Origin of the sequence: Clostridium sp. ZS2-4, assembly GCF_026719745.1 — a bacterium.
Lineage (GTDB): Bacteria > Bacillota > Clostridia > Clostridiales > Clostridiaceae > Clostridium_H.
Genome location: NZ_JAPPRQ010000027.1, coordinates 1 through 22,342, shown reverse-complemented (window position 1 = coordinate 22,342; position 22,342 = coordinate 1). Strand labels below are relative to the sequence as shown.

14 protein-coding genes and 1 pseudogene are annotated in these 22,342 nt (G+C 31.2%); 12 read left to right on the top strand and 3 right to left on the bottom strand.

Annotated features, from left to right (window positions below):
• Positions 1-17 precede the first annotated feature (17 nt).
• Positions 18-713, bottom strand: coding sequence for a DUF1048 domain-containing protein (locus OIO11_RS04775; protein WP_268070228.1), 696 nt, complete (start codon positions 711-713; stop codon positions 18-20).
• A 2-nt stretch (positions 714-715) separates the two neighbouring features.
• On the bottom strand, positions 716-1,036 hold the full coding sequence (locus OIO11_RS04770) for a PadR family transcriptional regulator (RefSeq protein WP_268070226.1): 321 nt from the start codon (positions 1,034-1,036) through the stop codon (positions 716-718).
• 267 nt (positions 1,037-1,303) lie between these two features.
• On the opposite strand from OIO11_RS04770, the gene OIO11_RS04765 reads away from it, so the two are divergent.
• From OIO11_RS04765 to lepB, 12 genes are all read left to right on the top strand, one after another.
• Positions 1,304-4,828 carry a DNA polymerase III subunit alpha gene (locus tag OIO11_RS04765; RefSeq protein WP_268070224.1) on the top strand — a complete coding sequence of 1,175 codons (3,525 nt, stop codon included), beginning with the start codon at positions 1,304-1,306 and terminating at the stop codon, positions 4,826-4,828.
• 237 nt (positions 4,829-5,065) lie between these two features.
• The gene (gene pfkA, locus OIO11_RS04760) at positions 5,066-6,025 is read left to right on the top strand and encodes a 6-phosphofructokinase (RefSeq protein WP_268070222.1); all 960 of its coding nucleotides are present in this window, start codon (positions 5,066-5,068) and stop codon (positions 6,023-6,025) included.
• 25 nt (positions 6,026-6,050) lie between these two features.
• Positions 6,051-7,805 (top strand): pyruvate kinase, encoded by a 1,755-nt coding sequence (gene pyk, locus OIO11_RS04755; protein WP_268070220.1) that lies wholly within the window; start codon positions 6,051-6,053, stop codon positions 7,803-7,805.
• Between the two features lie 444 nt (positions 7,806-8,249).
• Complete coding sequence (locus OIO11_RS04750; protein ID WP_268070218.1) at positions 8,250-8,954, top strand: DUF554 domain-containing protein; 705 nt, start codon at positions 8,250-8,252, stop codon at positions 8,952-8,954.
• A gap of 102 nt (positions 8,955-9,056) precedes the next feature.
• Positions 9,057-9,422 carry a DUF1540 domain-containing protein gene (locus OIO11_RS04745; protein ID WP_268070216.1) on the top strand — a complete coding sequence of 122 codons (366 nt, stop codon included), beginning with the start codon at positions 9,057-9,059 and terminating at the stop codon, positions 9,420-9,422.
• A 109-nt stretch (positions 9,423-9,531) separates the two neighbouring features.
• A complete protein-coding gene (rlmD, locus tag OIO11_RS04740) occupies positions 9,532-10,950 on the top strand; it encodes a 23S rRNA (uracil(1939)-C(5))-methyltransferase RlmD (protein ID WP_268070214.1) in 1,419 nt (472 codons plus the stop codon).
• Positions 10,951-10,954: 4 nt separating this feature from the next.
• Entirely contained in the window at positions 10,955-12,328 is a 1,374-nt protein-coding gene (locus tag OIO11_RS04735) for an NAD(P)/FAD-dependent oxidoreductase (RefSeq protein WP_268070213.1), read from the top strand.
• Positions 12,329-12,821: 493 nt separating this feature from the next.
• Entirely contained in the window at positions 12,822-16,550 is a 3,729-nt protein-coding gene (locus OIO11_RS17140) for a glycosyl hydrolase family 18 protein (protein WP_326497919.1), read from the top strand.
• A gap of 122 nt (positions 16,551-16,672) precedes the next feature.
• Positions 16,673-18,355 carry a vanadium-dependent haloperoxidase gene (locus OIO11_RS04720; RefSeq protein ID WP_268070212.1) on the top strand — a complete coding sequence of 561 codons (1,683 nt, stop codon included), beginning with the start codon at positions 16,673-16,675 and terminating at the stop codon, positions 18,353-18,355.
• Between the two features lie 115 nt (positions 18,356-18,470).
• The gene (locus OIO11_RS04715; protein WP_268070211.1) at positions 18,471-19,694 is read left to right on the top strand and encodes an EAL and HDOD domain-containing protein; all 1,224 of its coding nucleotides are present in this window, start codon (positions 18,471-18,473) and stop codon (positions 19,692-19,694) included.
• A gap of 130 nt (positions 19,695-19,824) precedes the next feature.
• Complete coding sequence (locus tag OIO11_RS04710) at positions 19,825-21,180, top strand: alanine/glycine:cation symporter family protein (RefSeq protein WP_268070210.1); 1,356 nt, start codon at positions 19,825-19,827, stop codon at positions 21,178-21,180.
• Positions 21,181-21,276: 96 nt separating this feature from the next.
• Positions 21,277-21,813, top strand: coding sequence for a signal peptidase I (lepB, locus tag OIO11_RS04705; protein WP_268070209.1), 537 nt, complete (start codon positions 21,277-21,279; stop codon positions 21,811-21,813).
• Positions 21,814-22,107: 294 nt separating this feature from the next.
• Here lepB and OIO11_RS17210 read toward each other — a convergent pair.
• Positions 22,108-22,342, bottom strand: a pseudogene (locus OIO11_RS17210) (IS4 family transposase); the annotation flags it as partial.

Sequence of the window (22,342 nt, the reverse complement as noted above, 5' to 3'; positions counted from 1 at the left end):
TCAATTCCTTTTTTATTTTATTTATTTCTTAATGAAGTTCTTTTGTATATTTCTATACATATTGCTGTAATAGTAAAGATAATCACGTATATAATATTGTTAAACAAATTTATAGTATATAAAGAAATATCTATTTCAAACATGTTTGAAATAATATTCATTATTATTTCATAACCAATCATTATAAATATTATTAGCGATACATTCCATTTGTTATTGAATATGGATAAATTGAATGGAAAAGGAATGAAAGCTTTTTCCTGTTGATTTTTTTTAGATAAAGGTATTATAAGGAGAGAAATAATACTTACTAAGAAAAAATTACTTACAGTAATATTAAGCGTAAAGTTAAAATTATTTAAAAGTCCTTTAGTTAATAATATCACTAATACTAGAGAAAATGTAAAAAGAATATATTGCTGAATATAATTTAAAATTTTATAAATAGGAGTCTTTCCAGTATTATATTCTTTAATTATTGAATCACAGAATTTTTTATAGTCATCTCCAATAAATAAATGCATATTCTTATCTTCTGCTTGAGTTTGCAGCATTATATCCATTATCTGCTGTAGTATTTCTTCTTTTTCGTATCCTCTTAAATTGCTATTTTGAATGTATGTACACATACTTTTAAATATCATTAGATTTTTGCTATTTAATTTCTTTTGTTCTTGCAATCTTATTTTTTTTAATTTTAATTCTAATAACATATTTATTCCTCCAAAACATTATCAATATTTTTTTTGATTTTGTTCCAAGAAGTTATGAACTCCTCTAATTCTTTAATTCCTTCATCTGTAATATAATAGTATTTTCGCATAGGTCCTAAAGGTGATTTTTTCATAATAGAGTATAATAATTTTTTCTTTTCTAATCTTATAAGTATGGGATAAACACTACCTTCTGTAATTTCTTCAAATCCATAATTTAATAACTTTTCGCATATCTCATACCCATAAGTTTCATGTTTGCTAACTACATTTAAAATGCATCCTTCCAATAAACCTTTTAATATCTGTGTTGTCTTAGCCATATATTCACCTACTTTGTATTACATAATAGTCTATATGTAAATATTATCCTAACTACTTTGTAATGTCAAGTAGTAATGTAAATTTTTTGAATTATTTGGTTCTTATGTTTAGAGAATGAAAGATAAGATATAATTTAAAGTAATACACAAATTTCTAATTTATTTTTATTTTTAATATGATATTATTAAGGTAATCCTTATTAATAATGTATAGAGCAAGAACGGTAATGTGATTATGGAAATAAGGAGAAAGGAGGAAAATATTCTTTGGAAGAAAATATACAGATTAAAAACACAGAAGAGTTTTGCCACCTGCATGTCCATACAGAATATAGTCTTCTAGATGGTTCGGGTAAAATAAGTAAGCTGATTGCAAGAGCAAAGGAATTAGGCATGAAAAGTCTTGCAATAACAGATCATGGATCAATGTATGGATGTGTGGAATTTTATAAGCAGGCAAAAGCACAAGGGATAAAACCTATTATTGGATGTGAAATATATGTAGCAGCAAAGTCTATGCATATAAAAAACAATGATAAGGAAAATAGGACTCATCACTTAGTTCTTTTAGTTAAGAATGAAGAAGGATATAAAAACCTGATGAAGATAGTATCTAAGGCGTCTATAGATGGATTTTATTATAAGCCTAGAGTTGATCATGAATATTTAAAAACACATAGTGACGGATTAATTGCCTTAGGAGCTTGTTTAGCAGGAGAGGTTCAAGCAAACTTACTTGATAATAATATAGAAAAAGCTAAGGAAGCTGCACTTTTTTATAAAGAGACTTTTAAAGATGGTTTTTATTTGGAGCTCCAATACCATGGTATTGAAGAACAGCTTAGAGTTAATGATATGCTTTTGGATTTATCAAAGAAAATGGATATTCCTCTTGTTGCTACTAATGATGTTCATTATATTAGAAAAGAGGATACAAAATCTCATGAGGTACTGCTTTGTATTCAGACAGGAAAAACTTTAGAAGATGAAAACAGGATGCACTATGAGCCAGAACAGTTTTATTTAAGATCACCAGAAGAGATGTATGAGAGATTTGCTTATGCACCTGAAGCTTTAAAAAATACAGTAAAAATTGCTGAGGAATGTAATTTTGATTATAAATTTCATGAATCTAAGCTTCCTAATTTTCCACTGCCAGAAGGAACTGATCATTATGAGTATATGAGAGAATTGTGCTACAAAGGATTAAAGGAAAGGTATACTGATATAGATGAACAGTTAAAGGAAAGATTGGAATATGAGCTTAGTGTAATTAAACAAATGGGCTATGTAGATTATTTTTTGATTGTTTGGGACTTTTTCAGATTTTCTAACGAAAAAGAAATAATTACAGGACCAGGACGAGGCAGTGCGGCAGGTTCGTTGGTAGCGTATACTTTAGGAATAACTAAAATAGATCCTATTAAATATAATCTTATATTTGAACGTTTTTTAAATCCTGATCGTGTATCCATGCCAGATATTGATAGTGACTTTTGCTATGAGAGACGAGGCGAGGTTATAGATTATGTTGTAGATAAATATGGCAAAGATAATGTGTCACAGATAGTTACATTTGGAACAATGGCGGCTAGAGCTTGTATTAGAGATGTGGGAAGGGCTATGAATTATTCTTATGCAGAAGTAGATAGAATCGCTAAAATGATACCCACAGTGCTAGGAATAACAATAGATAAAGCGTTAGAGATGAATCAAGAACTTAAGCTTGACTATGAAAGTGATGATAGAATAAAGGAATTAATAGATGTTGCCAGGAATCTCGAAGGACTTCCAAGACATACCTCTACCCATGCAGCAGGAGTTGTTATTGCATCAGAACCTTTAGTAAATTATGTTCCGCTATTAAAAAATGAAGAGTCAATAGTAGCTCAGTTTACTATGAATACTTTAGAAGAGTTGGGACTTTTGAAAATGGACTTTTTAGGGCTTAGAACTCTTACGGTTATGAGAGATGCAGTAGAGCTTATAAAACAAAATATTGGAGAAGAGATTGACCTCGATAAAATAGATTTTGAAGATGCAAATGTGTACAAAATGCTTGGAAAAGGAAAAACTATAGGTGTATTTCAATTAGAATCTCCAGGAATGACTAGCTTTATGAAAGAGCTAAAACCAGAGAGTTTGGAGGATATTATAGCGGGAATAAGTCTTTATAGACCAGGGCCTATGGCAGAAATACCAAGATATATTAGAAATAAGAATAATCCTGACAAGGTAGAGTATGAAACCCCTGAACTTGAGCCAATACTTGGTGTTACCTATGGATGTATGGTATACCAGGAACAGGTTATGCAAATAGTTAGAGATTTGGCTGGATATTCTATGGGAAGAAGTGATCTTGTTAGACGTGCCATGTCAAAGAAAAAGCATAAGGTTATGGAAGAGGAAAGAAAGAACTTTATATATGGAATAGTAGACGAAAATGGAAATATTGAGGTTTCAGGATGTATCAGGACTGGCATAAGTGAAACGGCAGCTAATAAAATTTATGATTCTATGATGGATTTTGCTTCCTATGCTTTCAATAAATCTCATGCGGCAGCTTATGCTGTTGTGGCGTATGAAACTGCATATTTAGCTTATTATTATCCAACAGAGTATATGGCGGCTATGCTGAACAGTGTAAGAGGAAATAGTGACAAGGTAGCTTTTTATACAAGATCTATACAGGATAATAACATTGAATTGCTTCTTCCAGATATTAATGAAAGCTTTGGAAAATTTACAGTTGAAAATAATAAAATTCGCTTTGGACTTGCAGCAGTTAAAAATGTTGGAGATAATATTATAGATAATATTGTAAAGGTTAGAAATAAAAAGGGTAAATTCACAAGCTTTATTGATTTTTGCAATAAGGTAGATTCAAGCTGCATAAATAAAAGAATGATAGAAAGCTTGATAAAGGCAGGGGTATTTGATTGCTTTTGTGTATACCGTTCACAACTTTTAGCTGTTTATGAAAGAATAATAGATTCGATAATTAATCAGAGAAAGCGAAACATTGATGGTCAAATGAGTTTATTCTCAGGGTTTGAAAATGAGTTTAAACAAATAGAAATAAAATATCCTGATATAAGAGAATTTGATAAAAAGTATCTATTAGCTATGGAAAAGGAAATGACGGGAATTTATTTATCAGGACATCCTTTAGAGGATTATGAAGATACTCTTAAAAATATGACTTCAGCTCGAAGTATAGATATAATAGGAGATGAAGCATTAGAAGAAGAATTAATGGATGAAGCTGCAAAGCATGTAGAAGAGGAAAATGCTAAAATTAAAGATGGACAGAGAGTTATTATTGGAGGTATTATAAGTGAAGTAAACAGGAAAATAACTAAAAATAATACTATGATGGCTTTTGTAAAGTTAGAAGATTTATATGGAACAATAGAGACAATAATTTTTCCAAAGGTTCTTGAAAAGTTCAATGAATTAATAAGAGAGGATGAAATTGTTTTAATAAAAGGTAGAGTAACAAAGAGAGAAGATGAGCAGCCAAAAATTTTATGTGATAATATTCAAACACTATTAAAAACCTCTAATAAAAAATTATATATTTTAGTTGAAGAATATAAAGAAGTTATGAAGACAAAAAATGAACTGAAAAATAATGTGTTGAGAAATAAGGGAAATGTACCTGTATTTATATGTACTAAGAAAGAAAGAAAAAAATATATGTTAAGCAGAGATTTTTGGGTTCAGGAAGAAGAAGAATTATTAAATTACTTAGTGGACAAATTTGGAAGAGAAAATATAAAAGTACTATAAACTAAAATTTATAGTATATTTATTTCTAAGGTTAAACAAAATATTATTAGGAAAATACAAAAATAATATTAATTTTTATCATGAATTTAATATTATTTTTGTATTTAGATAATAAATTTTAATGAAAAAAATAAAAAAAAATGATATACTATCCATAGTTGAGAATAGTAGTAAACTAGCTAGTTTATAGTTTGAACGGGATGAAATATGTCCCGGTAGTTTCAGGAGGGAGTAATTATGAAAACAATTGCTGTTTTAACAAGTGGTGGAGATGCACCAGGAATGAATGCTGCCATAAGGTCAGTAGTAAGAGCTGGCTTAGACAGAGGCCTTAAAGTAATGGGGATTCAAAGAGGGTATAGTGGTTTAATAAATGGTGAAATTTTTGAAATGGGACGTCATAGTGTATCTGATATAATTCAAAGAGGTGGGACGATTTTAAGAACAGCTCGTTGTGAAGAATTTAGAACAGAAGCAGGAAGAAAAAAAGCTGTTAATATCCTAAAAGCCTTTGGAATAGATGGACTGGTAGTAATAGGAGGAGATGGTTCTTTCCAAGGAGCTAGATTATTATCAAAATTGGGAATATCTACAATTGGTTTACCAGGAACTATAGACAATGATTTAGCTTATACAGATTATACAATAGGCTTTGATACTGCCTTAAATACTGTTTTAGATGCAATAAACAAGTTAAGAGACACATCATCTTCTCACGAAAGAGCTAGTATAGTAGAAGTTATGGGAAGAAACTGTGGTGATTTAGCTCTTTTTGCTGGAGTTGCAGGTGGAGCTGAAAGTGTTATAGTTCCTGAAAAAGGGTTTGATGAGGATGAATTATGCAAAAAAATTCTAGAAGGAAAACTAAGAGGAAAGCTTCATAATTTAATTATTTTAGCAGAAGGAGTAGGGGGAGCTGAAAGTTTAGCTAAAAGAGTTCAAGAGGTAACGGGAATTGAAACAAGAGCAACAATTCTTGGACATATTCAAAGAGGTGGAAGTCCAACAGCTTTTGATAGAGTGCTGGCTTCAAGAATGGGAGTTAGAGCAGTAGAATTATTAATAGAGGGAAAATCTTCTAGGGTAGTTGGGATAAGAGAAGGAAAAACAGTAGATGACGATATTGAAGAAGCTTTAGCTGTTGAAAGAAAATTTGATGATGAGCTATATAATATAGCTAATATATTATCATATTAAAAACTTACTTAAAGGAGAGTAAATTATGCAAAAAACTAAAATGATTTTTACTATTGGACCAACAAGTGAAAGTGAAGAAGTGTTATCACAATTAATTGAGGCTGGAATGAATGCTGCAAGACTTAACTTTTCACATGGAGACCATGAAGAACATGGTAATAGAATAAATACAATAAAAAAATTAAGGACAAAGTATAACAAGCCTATAGCAATAGTTTTAGATACAAAAGGACCAGAAATCAGAACCAAAGATTTTGCAGAAAAAATTGAATTGAAAGAAGGAAGCAGATTTACAATCTATTGTGGAGAAGATGTACTTGGAGATGCTACAAAATGTTCTATAACATATGATAATTTATACAAAGATGTAAAGCAAGGTAATACTATATTAATAGATGATGGATTAGTTGGTCTTACTGTAGAAGAAATTGAAGGAAATAAGGTGCACTGTATAGTTGCAAATAGCGGATTTGTATCAAGTAAAAAAGGAATAAATGTTCCAAATGTATCAATAAAATTACCTGCAATTACTGAAAAAGACGAATCAGATTTAATATTTGGATGTAAACAAGAAATAGATATGGTAGCTGCTTCATTTATAAGAAAGGCAGCAGATGTTCTAGCTATTAGAAAAGTATTAGAACAAAATGGTGGAAGCGACGTTCAAATATTTTCAAAGATAGAAAGCCAAGAGGGTGTTGATAATATAGATGAAATTATCAAATTCTCTGATGGTATAATGGTTGCCAGAGGAGATATGGGAGTTGAAATTCCTATAGAAAAAGTTCCAGTAGTTCAAAAAATGATTATAGAAAAATGTAATAAAGCTGGAAAACCAGTTATTACTGCTACTCAAATGTTGGATTCTATGATGAGAAATCCAAGACCTACAAGAGCAGAAGCTTCTGACGTTGCAAATGCAATTTTTGATGGTACAGATGCAGTTATGCTAAGTGGAGAATCTGCAAATGGTAAATATCCTGTTGAAGCAGCAAAAACTATGGCTAGAATAGCTATGACTGCTGAAGCTCAAATCGATTATGAAGCTGCTTTAAATAAAAGAAAAGAAAATGCATTATCAAATGTAGCAAATGCAATAAGTCTTGCTACTTGCTCAACAGCAAGAGAACTAAATGTTTCAGCTATAATAACAGCTACACAAACAGGAAGTACAGCTAGAATGGTTTCTAAGTATAAACCAGAATGTCCAATAATTGCAGTTACTCCTAATGAAGAAATAGCAAGAAAATTAGCATTAAACTGGGGCGTATTCCCTATATGCGCAAGAAAATTTGATTCAACTGATGAAATGATAACTGAATCAGTAAATAAAGCAAAAGAATGCGGATATGTTGAAAATGGAGATTTGGTTGTAGTAGCAGCAGGAATACCTGTACATTATTCAGGAACTACAAATATGCTTAAAGTTCATATTGTTGGTGATGTTCTTGTACAAGGTAAGGGAGCGGGAACATTCCCAGGATATGGAACGGCTAAAGTGGTTAAAAATGCAAAAGAAGCTGCAGAAAAAGTAGAAAATGATGATATTTTAGTAGTGAAAAACTTAGATAGAGATTACATGGATATCTTAGATAGAGTTGCTGGTGTTGTATCAGAACAAGGAGGATTAACTTCTCATATGGCTATTGAATGTCTATCAAGAGGAATTCCACTAATTTGTAGTGCTGGTGGTGCTATGGATGCTATAAAAACTGGAGCATTTATAACTCTTGATGTTGCTCGTGGAGTTGTTTACAGTGGAAGAGCAAATATAGTTTAATATAATGAATTAATTTGGGTAACAAAAGGAATGTATGAATTTAACACTCATTCCTTTTGGATAGTGTTTTGAAATTTAAAAATTAAATTCTATAAAAAATTAAAAAATATCTAGATTACTTGAAATATATATGATACAATGTATAGATGAAATTTAACTTAGAATAAACATTTTTTAATACAATAGTGAGATGATAAAAATAAATAATCATAAAACTTGGTTATTTATTTTTATTTGGTATAATTTGTATGCAACTGGTTAAACTATTATAATAAACTATGTTAACTAGGGTACTGATTCCATTCTTAGCATCCTTATTTATAAGGATGCACTTTTTTTATATTTTTTTAGATGAGGTTACAATTTATATAAAAAAATTTATAATAATTTTATTCGATAACTTAGTAGTTGCACTAATATACAAATAATTTGGAGGTAACAATTATGATCGGAACCATAGTTAATTTTTTTGCTATCATTGTAGGAAGTTTTATTGGAATATTGCTAAAAGGTGGAATAAGTGAAAAGGTAAGTAAAAATATAATGAACGGATTATCTTTATGTGTTTTGTTTATAGGTATCATAAATATCATAGATACTTATGATAAGTTGGAGTCAAATAGTATACTTATAATTATTATTTCTGTTGTTATAGGGGCAGTAATAGGAGAAATGATAGATATACAAAATAGAATAGATATGCTTGGGAAAAAAATAGAAGAAAAATTCACAAAAAAAAGTGGAGGAATAGCAGAAGGATTTGTAACCTGCAGTTTATTATTCTGTATTGGAGCTATGGCTATTGTTGGTTCTCTTGAAAGTGGACTTCTAGGAAGTCATAAAACTCTTTTCGCAAAATCAGTGCTTGATGGAATTACGTCTATTATATTTGCGTCATCCTTAGGTATAGGTGTTATGATATCTGCTGTATCTGTATTTATATATCAAGGCTTGATAACTATTGGAGCAAGTTTCTTAAAAGGAATATTAATTGGGTCAGTAATAAATAACATGACAGCAATAGGAGGTATCCTTATAATTGGACTAGCTTTTAATGTGTTAGGAATAACAAAAATAAAAGTGGCAAATTTACTTCCAGCTATATTTTTACCTGTACTATACCAATGCTTTATGTATATGCTTTATTAAAAAGAAGAGTTTTAATATTTTAACTTTATTTTTAAATAGGTGCATAAAAACTCCTAAAAGCCAAAAAATATGTATATATAATTAGGTAAGGAGGATTTTATCATGGATACAAAACTAAGCTGCAGTGCAGGAAATTGTGTTCACAACATAAATGGATTATGTACGGCCCGAGAGATAAGAGTAGAAGGAATAACCGCTTCAATAAGTGCTACAACTCAGTGTGGTACCTTTGCAGAAAAGGGTTTGAAAAATGCTTTGACAAATTTAGCTAATATGAATGTAGTTGGGGAAGTAAAACAAATATTTTCTCGAAATTCTTCTATTGAGATGAGTCCAAAGGTTACATGTGATGCAGAAAACTGCGTTTATAATCAAAATAAACTATGTAATGCTGACAGTGTACAAATAAATGGATTAACAGCACATGCAAGCGATGCAACTCAGTGTGAAACTTTTAAACAAAGTTAAACTTTAAGCTTTTCTGTTTTGACAGAAAAGCTTTTAATTTTGGTTGTTTTTTTGATAAAATGTAATACAGCGATAATAATAAGAATGAAATGGAATGGAGATAGAATAAATGGAGAAAGTTATACCAGTAGAAAAAAATAAAGAATATGATGTTGAAATATCAGGATTAGGATATGAAGGAGAAGGCGTAGCTAAAATAGATAATTATACAATTTTTATACATGGAGCAATGTTAGGTGAAAAGGTTAGAGTTAAAATAGTGAAAGTTAAAAAAAGTTTTGCTTTTGGTAAACTTATAGAAATATTAGAAGCTTCAAAAGATAGAAGGGAGCCAGTTTGTAGTATATATAAAAGATGTGGTGGATGCAGTCTTCAGCATTTATATTATGAAGCTCAGCTTGAATTCAAGAAAAATAGAGTTAGGGACGTTTTAGAGAGAATAGGAAAACTACAAATCAGTAATCAGTTACTAGTAACCAGTAATCAGGAAAAAGATAATGAAGGGGTTATTTTACATAATACCACAGGTATGAAAGAGCCTTATAGATATAGAAACAAGGTACAGCTTCCGGTAGGAAAAGAAAATGGTGATATAAAAATTGGTTTCTATGCGCCTAGAAGTCATGACATTATAGATATGCAAACTTGTCATATCCAGGATGAGACTGCTGATAAGGTTGTAAAGTTTACAAAAGAGTGGATGAAAAAATATAATATTAATGCTTATAATGAAGAAAAAAATAGTGGATTAGTAAGACATATAATGATAAGACGAGGATTTAAGACTAATGAAGTTATGGTAGTTATAGTAACTAAGGAGAAAAAACTTCCACATAAAGACGAATTTATAAAATTAATTAGTGAAAATATAGATGGAATAACCAGCATAGTTCAAAACATAAATCCTAAGAAAACAAATGTTATTTTAGGTGAAGAGTGCATAACACTTTATGGTAGAGATTTTATAAGTGATTATATCAATGAATTTAAATTTAACATATCACCGCTATCCTTCTTTCAGGTTAATCCTGTGCAAACGGAAGTATTGTACAATAAAGCACTAGAATATGCGGATTTAAGCGGCAATGAAGTAGTTTTTGATGCATACTGCGGTACGGGAACCATATCGTTATTTTTGTCTAAAAATGCTAAAAAGGTATATGGAGTAGAGATAGTGCCACAGGCCATAGAAAACGCAAAAATAAATGCAGAACAAAATAATGTAGATAATGTTGAATTTCAAGTAGGAAAATCAGAAGAAGTTATTCCACAATTGATTAAAAATGGTGTGAAAGCTGATGTAGTAGTAGTAGATCCCCCAAGAAAAGGCTGTGACAAAGTCCTTTTAGAAGCTATTGCAAAAATGGGACCTGATAGAATAGTGTATGTTTCATGTGATGCCTCAACGCTTGCAAGAGATTTAGGAATATTAGAAGAATTAGGATACAAAACGAAAGAAGTACAGCCAGTAGATATGTTCCCACAAACTGGCCATGTGGAAACTGTAACCTGGTTAAGAAAAGAATAGATATATGTATGATATATCTATAGTTGGGGCAGGAGTTAGTGGGATATTTCTTGCATATACTCTGTTACAGACAGAAACAAAATTGAAAATATTGATGATAGAAAAGGGAAGAAATTTCATAGACAGGATATGTCCAATTGAAAGTGAATTAAGTGAAAAATGTATTAATTGCAAAGTATGCAATAAGATTCAAGGATTTGGTGGCATGGGCAGGTCAGAGGGGAAGTTTAATTATACTAATGATTTCGGCGGCCATTTAGGTGAAAAAATAGGAAATGAAAATGCAATAAACTTAATGGAGTATGTGGATAAAACCTTATGTTTATTTGGAGGAGATAAAGTTAAATTATATAGTACAGAAAATGAAAAGCTTAGTAGAATAGCAAAGGAAAATAATTGCAGTATACTAACTACAAAAGTAAGACACTTGGGAACTACATTGTCTTATGAAATTTTAAATAAAATGTATTTATATCTTAAGGATAAGGTTGATATTAAGTTTGAGACAGAAATAATTTCTATAGATAAAATGAATAATGTATTTAACTTGAATAGTAACGAGAATGTTTTTAAGTCCAAGGTAGTTGTATTAGCTACAGGTATAAGTGGAGGAGAGAGATTTATGGAATATTGTAAATCTTTCGATATTGAACCATATAGATCCAGGGTAGATTTAGGGATAAGAGTTGAAATGAAGGGTAATCAGCTAGACTCTATTTTTAAAGAATCTTTTGAAACTAAGATTAGTTACCAAGGCGATGAATTTGAAGCCACAACTTATTGTATGAATCCTAAAGGAAAAGTTATCAAAAAACATCAAGAAGGACTTGTTCTGGCAGATGGGCAAAATTATCTTGAAACCCATAAGCCGAGTTGTAATTTGAATTTCTCGGTTTTTGTACCTAAATACTTTTCTTCTTCTAAGGATTCAAAGGAGTATGCAAGAAGTATAATAAAATCTATAAATCAAGGAAGAGAAAGAATAGTCATTCAAAGATTCAAGGATTTGATAAAAAATAGAGTAACTACAAAAGAACAACTTGCTAAAAACAGTATTCAACCGACTCTTAAAGGTGAGGGTGGAAATTTGTATAATGAAATTCCCAAAATCTATATCGATGCTTTATTGAAAATTTTTGAATTAATAGAAAATCTAATGGGTAAAGAAATTCATAAAGACACTTTATTATATGGAATTGATGCAAAATTTTATGAACCTGAGATTAATACTAATGCATATTTTCAGACTACAGAGGAAGGGCTTTATGTTATAGGTGATTGTTCGGGAACAACCTATTCTTTATCTCAGGCTGCAGCTAGTGCAGTATATCTTGGCAGATATCTTTTGAACAATCATAATAGTTTATTTAAAACTTAATTCAATAATAAAAATAGAAAACAAAACTAGTATAGGAAATTTCTATAAAAATAAAATTTGCAACTACAGATGGAAAAGAACAAAAACAATTATGTTGTCAGAAATATAAAAGGGAAAGAATTAAGGGAAAAGCCTTGATTTTTTCCCTTTTTGAATAAAATATAAAAATAAATTAAAATTTAAATCAATATATGGAATTGTTTAAAGAAAATTTAGAAAATAATAAAATATTCGAAAGAAAAATGTTGAAGTTTGCATAAAATATGATAAAATTAAGTGAATTTTAGTAAAAAGATTAAGCAAATGGTCTTATAAAAAACAAAATTATGCAAATAATCAATAAGTTTATTTTAAACTAAGTATATTAGGTATGGGGACTGAGGAATGAAGCGTAAAAGATTCTATAATTAGCCTAAATATTATTAAATTAATTTTGTTTTATAAGAAGTTTGAGGATTTGACTTAATTGTAAAAATTAAAAGGGGGGAGAAATATGTCAAGAAGAGCATTTGAAAAAATGAGAAAATCAGTGGTTAATTTTACTGTGGCATCAATGCTGTTAGGAACAGCATCACCTATTTTACATTCAATGAATGTAATGGCTGTAGAAGCAAAGAATGCCGCTGTAAAACGTAGTGTTATGTATTATGGAGATTGGTCAATCTGGGGAGGACAAGATAATTTTTATCCCAAAGATATACCAGCAGATAAATTAACACATTTAAATTTTGCGTTTTTAGATTTTGACAGTAATGGAAATTTAATATTTACAGATAAAGGAGCAGCTGTTGAAGCACCAGTAGGTCAAGACGGCGTTCAATGGGGAGCGAGCAATGCAGGTATATTACCAGCATTACAAGATTTGCGTGCTAAAAATCCTAATTTAAAAATAGGAGTTTCACTTGGGGGTTGGTCAAAGAGTGGCGACTTTTCAGCAGTAGCTGCTGATCCAGTCAAACGTAAAGCTTTTGTTGAAAATATTTTAAAGTTTATAAAGTATACAAATATGGATTTTGTAGATATAGACTGGGAATATCCAGGAGCAGTTCGTCAGCCAGATTTAGTTGATAATAAAAATGATGAGGGGACTCCACATTCAATACCAGAAGATAAGCAAAATTATATAAAACTTTTACAAGATATACGTGAAGGTTTAGATAGACAAGGTAAAGAGTTAGACAAGACATATGAGTTATCAGTTGCTCTACCAGTATCAAAAGAAAAATTAGACACAGGTATAGATGTTGATGCACTTTTTGATATTGTAGATTTTGCAAATATAATGACCTATGATATGCAAGGTGCTTGGAGTGAAATAAGTGGTCACCAAACAGGATTATACACGAACCCTAATGATCCAAATAAAAATAATGGACTATCAGTAGATGAAAGTGTTAAATATTTGGAAAGTAAAGGGGCTGAGTCAGAAAAAATAGTGGTAGGCGCTGCTTATTATACACGTGGTTGGGAGAAGGTAACAGAAGGAATAGATCCACAGAATCCTGGATTATTTGGACAAGCTACTTTTGTTGGAAAAGACGCTGATCAAACACTAAGTCGTGGAGCAGAAAATGAAGCACCGCTTAAAGTTGGAGAAGGTGGACGTCGTGGAGGTGTTTGGTCATACCGTAGTTTGGATAAGTTAAAAGCTAAATACCCAGGGATTAGAGAATATTGGGACGATTCAGCTAAAGCTCCATATCTTTATGACCCAAATACAGGAGCATTCTTCACATATGATAATGTACGTTCAATTGGAGAGAAAACAAAGTATGTAAATGATAATAACTTAGGTGGTATGATTGCTTGGATGGCATCACAAGATGCTCCGACAACTAATTCAAGTAGACGTGATGAATTGACAAATGCAACTAAACAAGGTTTATTTGGCAGCGGAGAATTACCAAAGTATGAAATAAAATATGATGATTTAGATGTTACAGCTACAGTTACTACTTTTAAAGAAAGCTGGGGAACAGCTGGTGGGTATGAAATAACTATAAAGAATAATGAAACAGTTAATGAATCAAATGATGTTTTAAGAAGTACTGAAACATCGGCAGAAAGTATAAAATTACCTAAGTTCTATATAAAAAATGATGGAGGACCATTAACAGGAGATTATACTGCAGGTATAGTTACAAATGAAAATGGGATGACTATAGTTGATTTATCATCTATATGGGATGGTAATGAAATAAAGCAAGGCGAATCATACACATTTAGATTAAAGTGTGCTGTAGCTCCTGAAGATACATCAAACATAAAAGGAATAGATTTGGTTCAACGTATTACAAAATCAAGTCCGGAAATTGCAAGACAATCAATTTATGGTGATGAAATCAGTAATCCAGAAGAAAATACAAAACCAACAATTTTAGGAGTATCAAATAAAACTATAAATGTTGGAGATGAGTTTGATCCAAAAGCTGGAATTACAGCAGCAGATAAAGAAGATGGAGATTTAACAAGTAAAATTCAAATTGAAGGATCAGTTGATACAAGTAAAGCTGGAATTTACACATTAACGTATAGTGTATTGGATAGTAAGGGATTAACAGCTGCTGAAACTTGTATAGTTACTGTTAAAGAACAAGTACAATCAGATTCAAATTTTGGAGTTGGACAAGGTATTGAATGGCCAGCACAAGTAAATACACCATTTACAGATATGCTTAGATGGATAAACAATCCTGAGTACTCAAATAACGGAACTGTAAACCTAGTGAAAATTTCAGAGGATACAGGCATAAAATTCTTTAATTTAGGATTTATACAAGCTATCTCATCAACAATTGTAGATGGAAAACTGCAGTGGGGCTGGGGTGGATATTCAGTTCTCAATGAACAAAATAATGATAATACTCAATATCAAGGTATAAAGAAATCAATAAAAGAGCTTCGTGAGATAGGTGGAGATGTTGCTATTTCATTTGGTGGAGCTAATGGTACAGCTCCATGGCAAGCAACTCAAGATGTGAATGTACTTACAAATACTTATAGAGAGTTAGTTAAAGGATATGGATTAACTAACATTAACTTAGATATAGAAGGTGCTTCACAAGGTAAAACTATAAATATAGCAAATGCAAAAGCTATAAAAGCTGTCCAAGATGAAACAGGAGTAGATGTAGTACTTACAATACCAGTAATGCCAACAGGACTTACTCAAGATCAAATAAATGTTTTAGAAGCATATCTTTCACAAGGTGTTGATTTGCAGGTAGTAAATCTTATGACTATGTGCTATGGTACAGGTTCGCTTTTACCAGGAGAAGATTATGGTACTGCTTCAGTAAGAGCAGTAGATAATGCTAAAAATCAATTAAAGGATGTTTATAAGAATTTTGCAAATATGGATTTAACTGATGAAGAAGCTTATGCAAAACTTGGGACAACTCCTTCAATAGGATTTGAATCATCAGCACACCCAATATTTACTACAGATATGGCGCAAGTAGTAGTTAATCATGCTATAGAAAAGAAATTGGGTATGACATCATATTGGTCAATGAATAGAGATGCAAAGTTAGAATCAAATACTGGAATACCATCACAATATGCTTTTACAAACATATTCAAAAATTTTGAAAATGGAGAAGTTAAGCCGCCGCAAAATACAAAACCAGTATTATCAGGGATTGAAAATAAAACAATAAAAGTTGGAGATACATTTGATCCAATGCAAGGCATAACTGCAACAGATAAAGAAGATGGTAATATAACAGATAAAATTCAAATTCAAGGAACAGTGGATACAAATACAGCTGGAAATTACACATTAACTTATACAGTTTCAGATAGTGAAGGTTTAAGTGCAACTAGACAATGTACAATAACAGTTGTAGAAGAGTCAGGAGAAGATATACAAGCTTGGAGCAGAGAATATGCTCAATCTCATGGATATTTACCAGGAGTTAAAGTAACTCATAAAGGTAAGATATGGCTTCAAGTAGGAAGTGCTGCTTCATGGTGGGCTGAACCAGGTACTGCATGGGTTACGGAGTGGCAAGCTATAGGTGATGACCCTAATTATGTTGAGCCGCCTATAGAAGAATGGAGTGAATCATACCAAAGTTCTCATGGTTATGCAGCAGGAACTAAGGTAATGTATAAAGGACATAAATACCTTCAAACTGGAGGAACATCAGGTATGGCAACAGTTTGGTGGGGAGAGCCAGGAACACCATCAGGAGATGCTTTTTGGAAATTAATAGATTAAAATATAAAGATTAAGAATCATAACCCGTTGTAATTAATTTGCAATGGGTTAGGTTTAACTGTAACTTTTTAACGGTACAAATACATATCTTATATTATATATATTTTATAAGGGGGCAAAAGATGTTAAACAAATTTATTGAAACAGAGGTGTCTGATGTAGAGAAGAATAATAATATAGAAAGGAAGAAAAGTGTTCAAAACAATAAAACGGAAAAAAATCAAATTCATGAACACAATGTAAGCAAGGAAGAAAAATCAAATGAAAATCAGAAATTAAGTAAAAATTGTGAAATTGGACCATTGACACCGCGGCAGTATAGTGAAAAAGCATATAAAATACGCACAGATGCAGCTAGTTTTCAAAAGGATATTCCTATTCCAGGTCACTCTTGCAATGGAGATGCAGGATTATATCCAAATAAAATTGCAAATTACTCTAAGGCACTGCCACATAATGCATTAGGTGAGGTTAATATGGGTGCCTATAATATATGGCTTAAGGCTTTAACAACGGGTAATCCTGAAATGTTTGAAGAAATACCTTTAGGTGGCGTTAGAAAATTTGCAAATCCTCAGGGGGCATATGCATTTGATTTGGAAGGTCCTAATGCTCATCACTTAACTATGCCTGTACCGCCTAACTTTAGTAGTGCATGGATGGGGAGTGAGATGGCTGAAAATTATTGGAGAGCATTAACTCGTGATATACCTTTTGCAGAATATGATAAGGATCTTCTTATTCATGAAGCAGCTCATGACATGTCAAAATTTTCAGAATATTATGGACCAAAAGATGGTGGAGCGGTTACTCCAGGAACATTGTTTCGTGGTAATACTGTTGGAGATTTAGTTGGACCTTATATTTCTCAATTTTTGTGCAAGGATGTTCCATTTGGATCTAAAATTCTTGAGCAACAATATCGTACTACATTACATGGAAAGGACTATATGACTTCATATGATGAATGGTTAAGCATTCAAAATGGAGGTGCTCCTGGCAGTTCTGGTATATTTGATCCTAAACCTCGTTATATTCGAAATGGTAGGGATTTAGGAGAATGGGTTCATGGAGATTTTACGTATCAAAGTGTTTTAAATGCTTGTTTGATTTTATTAAGTTTTGGAGATAAAGCACTATGCTTGGAAAATCCTTACTTATGTTCAAAAACACAAGTTGGTTTTATTACTTTCGGGGCAGCCTACATTTTAGATTTGATTGGGAAATCAGCAAGGATAGCACTGGAAGCTGCTTGGTTTCAAAAATTTCTAGTTCATCGCCGATTACGTCCAGAGGAATTTGGTGGACGTGTTCATAATAATTTAACAGGGGCTACTAGTTATCCTATTAATTCTGAATTATTAAATTGTAAGGCTGTTTCCAAAGTTTTTAATAAATATGGAACGTATTTGTTGCCTATGGCATATCCAGAAGGGGGTCCTACACATACATCATATCCAGCTGGTCATGCTTGTATTGCTGGAGCTGGTGTTACTATGATGAAAGCTTTTTTTAATGAAGATTTTATTATACCTAATCCAGTTGTAGCCAGTGCTGATGGATTATCGGTACTTCCTTATTCGGGTGTACCTTTGACTATAGGTGGGGAATTAAATAAACTTGGTTCTAATCTTTCTTTGGGCCGAGATACTGCTGGGGTTCACTGGCGTTCAGATGGAGTAGAGGGACTAAAAATAGGGGAAGCTGTTGCTATTGGTATTCTTCATGATTTTAAGAAAACCTATAATGAAGATTTTAAAGGCTTTTGTTTTACAAAGTTTGACGGAACTACAGTAATAATTTAAGTATACGTTAAGAGAGAAAATGAAAATGTAGATAAAGAGGATTTGGGGCTTAAGGTGGAGCTTTTACTCAATCTTAAGCAAATTCCTTAAAATATATAGGTAGAGGAGTATCTTTATGGATGTTTTTGTAGGAAGACAACCTATTTTTAACAATAAAAAGGAAACAGTTGCCTATGAGTTATTATATAGGTCAAATTATAAAAGTAATACCTTTAATAACTCAGATGGAAATAATGCAACATTGAATGTGCTGATAAATGGTTTTATTACTATGGGAATTAATAACGTAGTAGAAAATAAACCTGCTTTTATAAATTTTACAGAGGATTTACTCAAAACAGATACTATATATATGTTTTCATCAAAAGATATTGTAGTTGAAATATTAGAGACAGTTAAGCCATCTAATGAGATAATTGATAAGTGTAAGAAGTTAAAGAAACTAGGATATAAATTAGCTCTTGATGATTTTGTCTTTGATAAAAAATATATGGATTTAATAGAGTTCGCAGACATAATAAAAGTTGATTTTTTAGTTGTGAAAGGGATAGAAAGATTGGAAATCTTGAAACTGCTAAAAAAGATAAATAATAAATTGATATTTTTGGCTGAAAAAGTTGAAACCTATAAAGATTTTAAAGAAGCTCAGAAATATGGATATTCTATGTTTCAAGGATACTATTTTAGTAAGCCTGTGATTCTTTCATCAAAGGATATACCTATTGCAAAGTTTGATTATTTAAACTTAATGAATGAAATAAACAGGGAAAATTCAAGCTTAGAAGATTTAAAAAAAGTTATTATTAGGGATGTGTCTCTTTCGTACAAGTTTTTAAAGCTAACAAACTCATCATATTTCTCCTTCAAAAGAGAAATTAAATCTGTGAATGAGGCAATTGCTATTATTGGTGAAAAAAATTTAAGGTATTGGTTAAATGCTATTGTAATGCAAGATATGGGTAAAGGAAACTCCTTAGAATTGTTAAAAATCAGTCTTATAAGAGCAAAATTTGCTGAAACTCTTTTACTAAAAACACATCTTAAAAATAGATCTTTTGATGCTTACATAATGGGAATACTGTCAATGGTTGATTGCTTATTAAACAGGCCTTTACATGAACTTTTACAGGATTTGTTTGTTAGCAAAGATATAAAAAGAGCTTTATTGGAAAAAGAAAAAAATCTCTTTTATCATATTTATAAATTAATATGTTCATATGAAAATGGAAATTGGGATGATGTAATTTTGCTTTCCACAAAGCTTAATATAGATAGAAATGATATTTCAATAGTATATCTTGAATCAATTAAATGGGCAACAAATATTATGAGTCTATAAATTTAGGTGCTTTTTTTAGGTGTTTTTTAGTGTTGAAAAAAGATACATTCACTAATGTATAAATATGTGATAAAATAATGTTTTGGACTAGTGATAATATAAAACGCAAAACACCTAAGGAGGAAACAAAATGGATATAATTCATCAGGTGATTTCAAAGATTGATTCACTTCTTTGGGGGTGGCCGCTTTTAATTTTGTTATTGGGCACTCATATTTTTCTTACTATTAGACTTAAATTTATTCAAAGATATATTGGAAAAGCTATAAAGCTTTCTGTAACTAAGGATGAAGATTCAAAAGGAGATGTAACTCAGTTTGGTGCTTTAGCCACAGCTCTTGCATCAACAATTGGCACTGGAAATATAGTAGGAGTTGCAACAGCTATTTCTTTAGGGGGACCAGGAGCAGTATTTTGGACATGGATTACGGGAATTTTAGGTATTGCAACAAAATATAGTGAAGCATTACTTGCTGTAAAGTATAGAATCAAAACTAAAGATGGAGCTATGGTTGGAGGACCTATGTATGTTTTAGAATATGGGTTAAAGCAGAAATGGCTTGGCGTGTTATTTGCTATTTTTACAGCTGTTGCTGCCATTGGTACAGGATGTATGGTTCAATCTAATTCTATTGCAGGAATGGCTAATGATGTTTTGAACATTCCAACATGGATTACGGGATTAGTTCTTGCCGTACTGACAGCAATTGTAATACTTGGAGGCATTAAAAATATCGCAAAAGTAGCAAATATACTGATTCCTTTTATGGCACTTTTTTATATTGGAGGCTGTTTAATAATATTAATAATGAGTTATAAAACAGTTCCAGCATCTATTGCATTAATATTTAAGTATGCTTTTACAAAACAAGCAGCAGTAGGAGGATTTGCTGGTTCAAGCTTGATTGTGGCTATGAGATATGGAGTATCTAGAGGACTTTTCTCTAATGAATCAGGTCTTGGAAGTGCTCCTATTGTTTCAGCAGCTGCTCAAACAAAAAATCCTGTAAGGCAAGCTCTTGTAGCGTCAAGTGGTACTTTCTGGGATACTGTAATTGTATGTGCTATTACAGGAATTGTTCTAACTAATACAGGGGTTTGGAATAGGGGTCTTGAAGGTGGTCAGCTGACAAAAATGGCTTTCGATACAATAACAGGAGTAGGAACTATATTTTTAACTATAGCTTTAACTACTTTTGTATTTTCAACAATATTAGGGTGGTCATATTATGGTGAGAAAGCAGTTGAATACCTTGTTGGGAAAAAAGGTATAATCAGCTATAGAATATTATGGGTAATTATGGTTTTTGGAGGCGCTATATTCTCGCTGCAGTTTGTATGGGATCTATCAGATTTAGCTAATGGCTTAATGGCAATTCCAAATTTAATATCTCTTATAGCATTGAATGGGGTTATTGTTTCTGAGACGGAAAAATATTTGTGGAATAATAATTTAGATATGATTTCTCAAGAGGATGCTGCATAAATATGTAATAGTAAAGTTGCCGATATAAATAAATTGGTATACTTATTTATTTGTGATAAAATAGGTAATGTATACACATAAAAGGAGAGAGCGACTATGAAATTAAATAGTTTTTTAAAAGAATGGATAATGCCGATAGGAGTAGCGATTTTACTTGCAGTTTTAATAAATCAATTTTTATTTTTTCAGGTATCGGTACCTACAAAATCCATGTATCCTACAATTAAACCAGGAGATAGAATTATAGTTACGAGAGTTTATGATAAAAAGTCTTTAAATAGAGGAGACATTGTTGTTTTTTATTCAGATGAACTTAAGGAAACTTTAATAAAGAGACTTATAGGACTTCCAGGAGATGAAGTTAGGGTAGATAACAATAGAGATGTTTATGTTAATGGCAAAAAAATAGAACAAGATTATGTGGTTTACAATGGGGGAGCTGGTGGAACTTTCAAGGTTCCAGAAGGACAATACTTTTTCATGGGAGATAATAGAGCTAATTCATGGGACGGAAGATACTGGAAAAATAATTACATAGCAGAAAGCAAGATAAAAGGTAAAGCACGATTTATAATTTTCCCATTTAACAGGTTTGGTAAATTTGTAACAGGAGAAGCTGCGGAAGCAAAATAATAAAAAAATGTTGCGAAGCAACATTCTTTTATTCCCCAGTAGCCAATCCCCAATCCCCAGAGTAAAGAAAAAACATAAAAACAATTATATAAAATAAAAAAACTAGACTTAAAGATTTTTAGTGTTGCATCAATACAATATTTTTATATTGACATTAGAAAAAAAGCACTTAATGGAAATTATATTCCATTAGGTGCTTTTAAATCTTAATAATACAAATATATGATAATAATTACAATATACTTATATGCACTTTACCTAAGGTGCTTTTTACGATTTTATTTTTTTTAGGCGTTAGCCTGTCCGTAAAAAATCTGTAAAATAATCATCGTATGCCTCTAATAAGTTAACTCTAATTATTCGAGTTATTCTTAATATCGAATACTTTGAATTATCTAAATTACTATTTAAATATATAAGCATGTATGCTATTAAAGCAGTGAATATTTGAATTCTAATAGCATTTTGATTGTATCCTATAAACTTCTTGATTTTAAGATTCTGCTTTATCCACTTGAAAAATAATTCT

Bases quoted from the DNA above. Each gene is read 5' to 3' on its own strand.
- OIO11_RS04775 (WP_268070228.1), bottom strand. From the start codon at position 713: ATGTTATTAGAATTAAAATTAAAAAAAATAAGATTGCAAGAACAAAAG.
- OIO11_RS04770 (WP_268070226.1), bottom strand. From the start codon at position 1,036: ATGGCTAAGACAACACAGATATTAAAAGGTTTATTGGAAGGATGCATT.
- pfkA (WP_268070222.1), top strand. From the start codon at position 5,066: ATGAAAACAATTGCTGTTTTAACAAGTGGTGGAGATGCACCAGGAATG.
- pyk (WP_268070220.1), top strand. From the start codon at position 6,051: ATGCAAAAAACTAAAATGATTTTTACTATTGGACCAACAAGTGAAAGT.
- OIO11_RS04750 (WP_268070218.1), top strand. From the start codon at position 8,250: ATGATCGGAACCATAGTTAATTTTTTTGCTATCATTGTAGGAAGTTTT.
- OIO11_RS04745 (WP_268070216.1), top strand. From the start codon at position 9,057: ATGGATACAAAACTAAGCTGCAGTGCAGGAAATTGTGTTCACAACATA.
- rlmD (WP_268070214.1), top strand. From the start codon at position 9,532: ATGGAGAAAGTTATACCAGTAGAAAAAAATAAAGAATATGATGTTGAA.
- OIO11_RS04735 (WP_268070213.1), top strand. From the start codon at position 10,955: ATGTATGATATATCTATAGTTGGGGCAGGAGTTAGTGGGATATTTCTT.
- OIO11_RS17140 (WP_326497919.1), top strand. From the start codon at position 12,822: ATGTCAAGAAGAGCATTTGAAAAAATGAGAAAATCAGTGGTTAATTTT.
- OIO11_RS04720 (WP_268070212.1), top strand. From the start codon at position 16,673: ATGTTAAACAAATTTATTGAAACAGAGGTGTCTGATGTAGAGAAGAAT.
- OIO11_RS04715 (WP_268070211.1), top strand. From the start codon at position 18,471: ATGGATGTTTTTGTAGGAAGACAACCTATTTTTAACAATAAAAAGGAA.
- OIO11_RS04710 (WP_268070210.1), top strand. From the start codon at position 19,825: ATGGATATAATTCATCAGGTGATTTCAAAGATTGATTCACTTCTTTGG.
- lepB (WP_268070209.1), top strand. From the start codon at position 21,277: ATGAAATTAAATAGTTTTTTAAAAGAATGGATAATGCCGATAGGAGTA.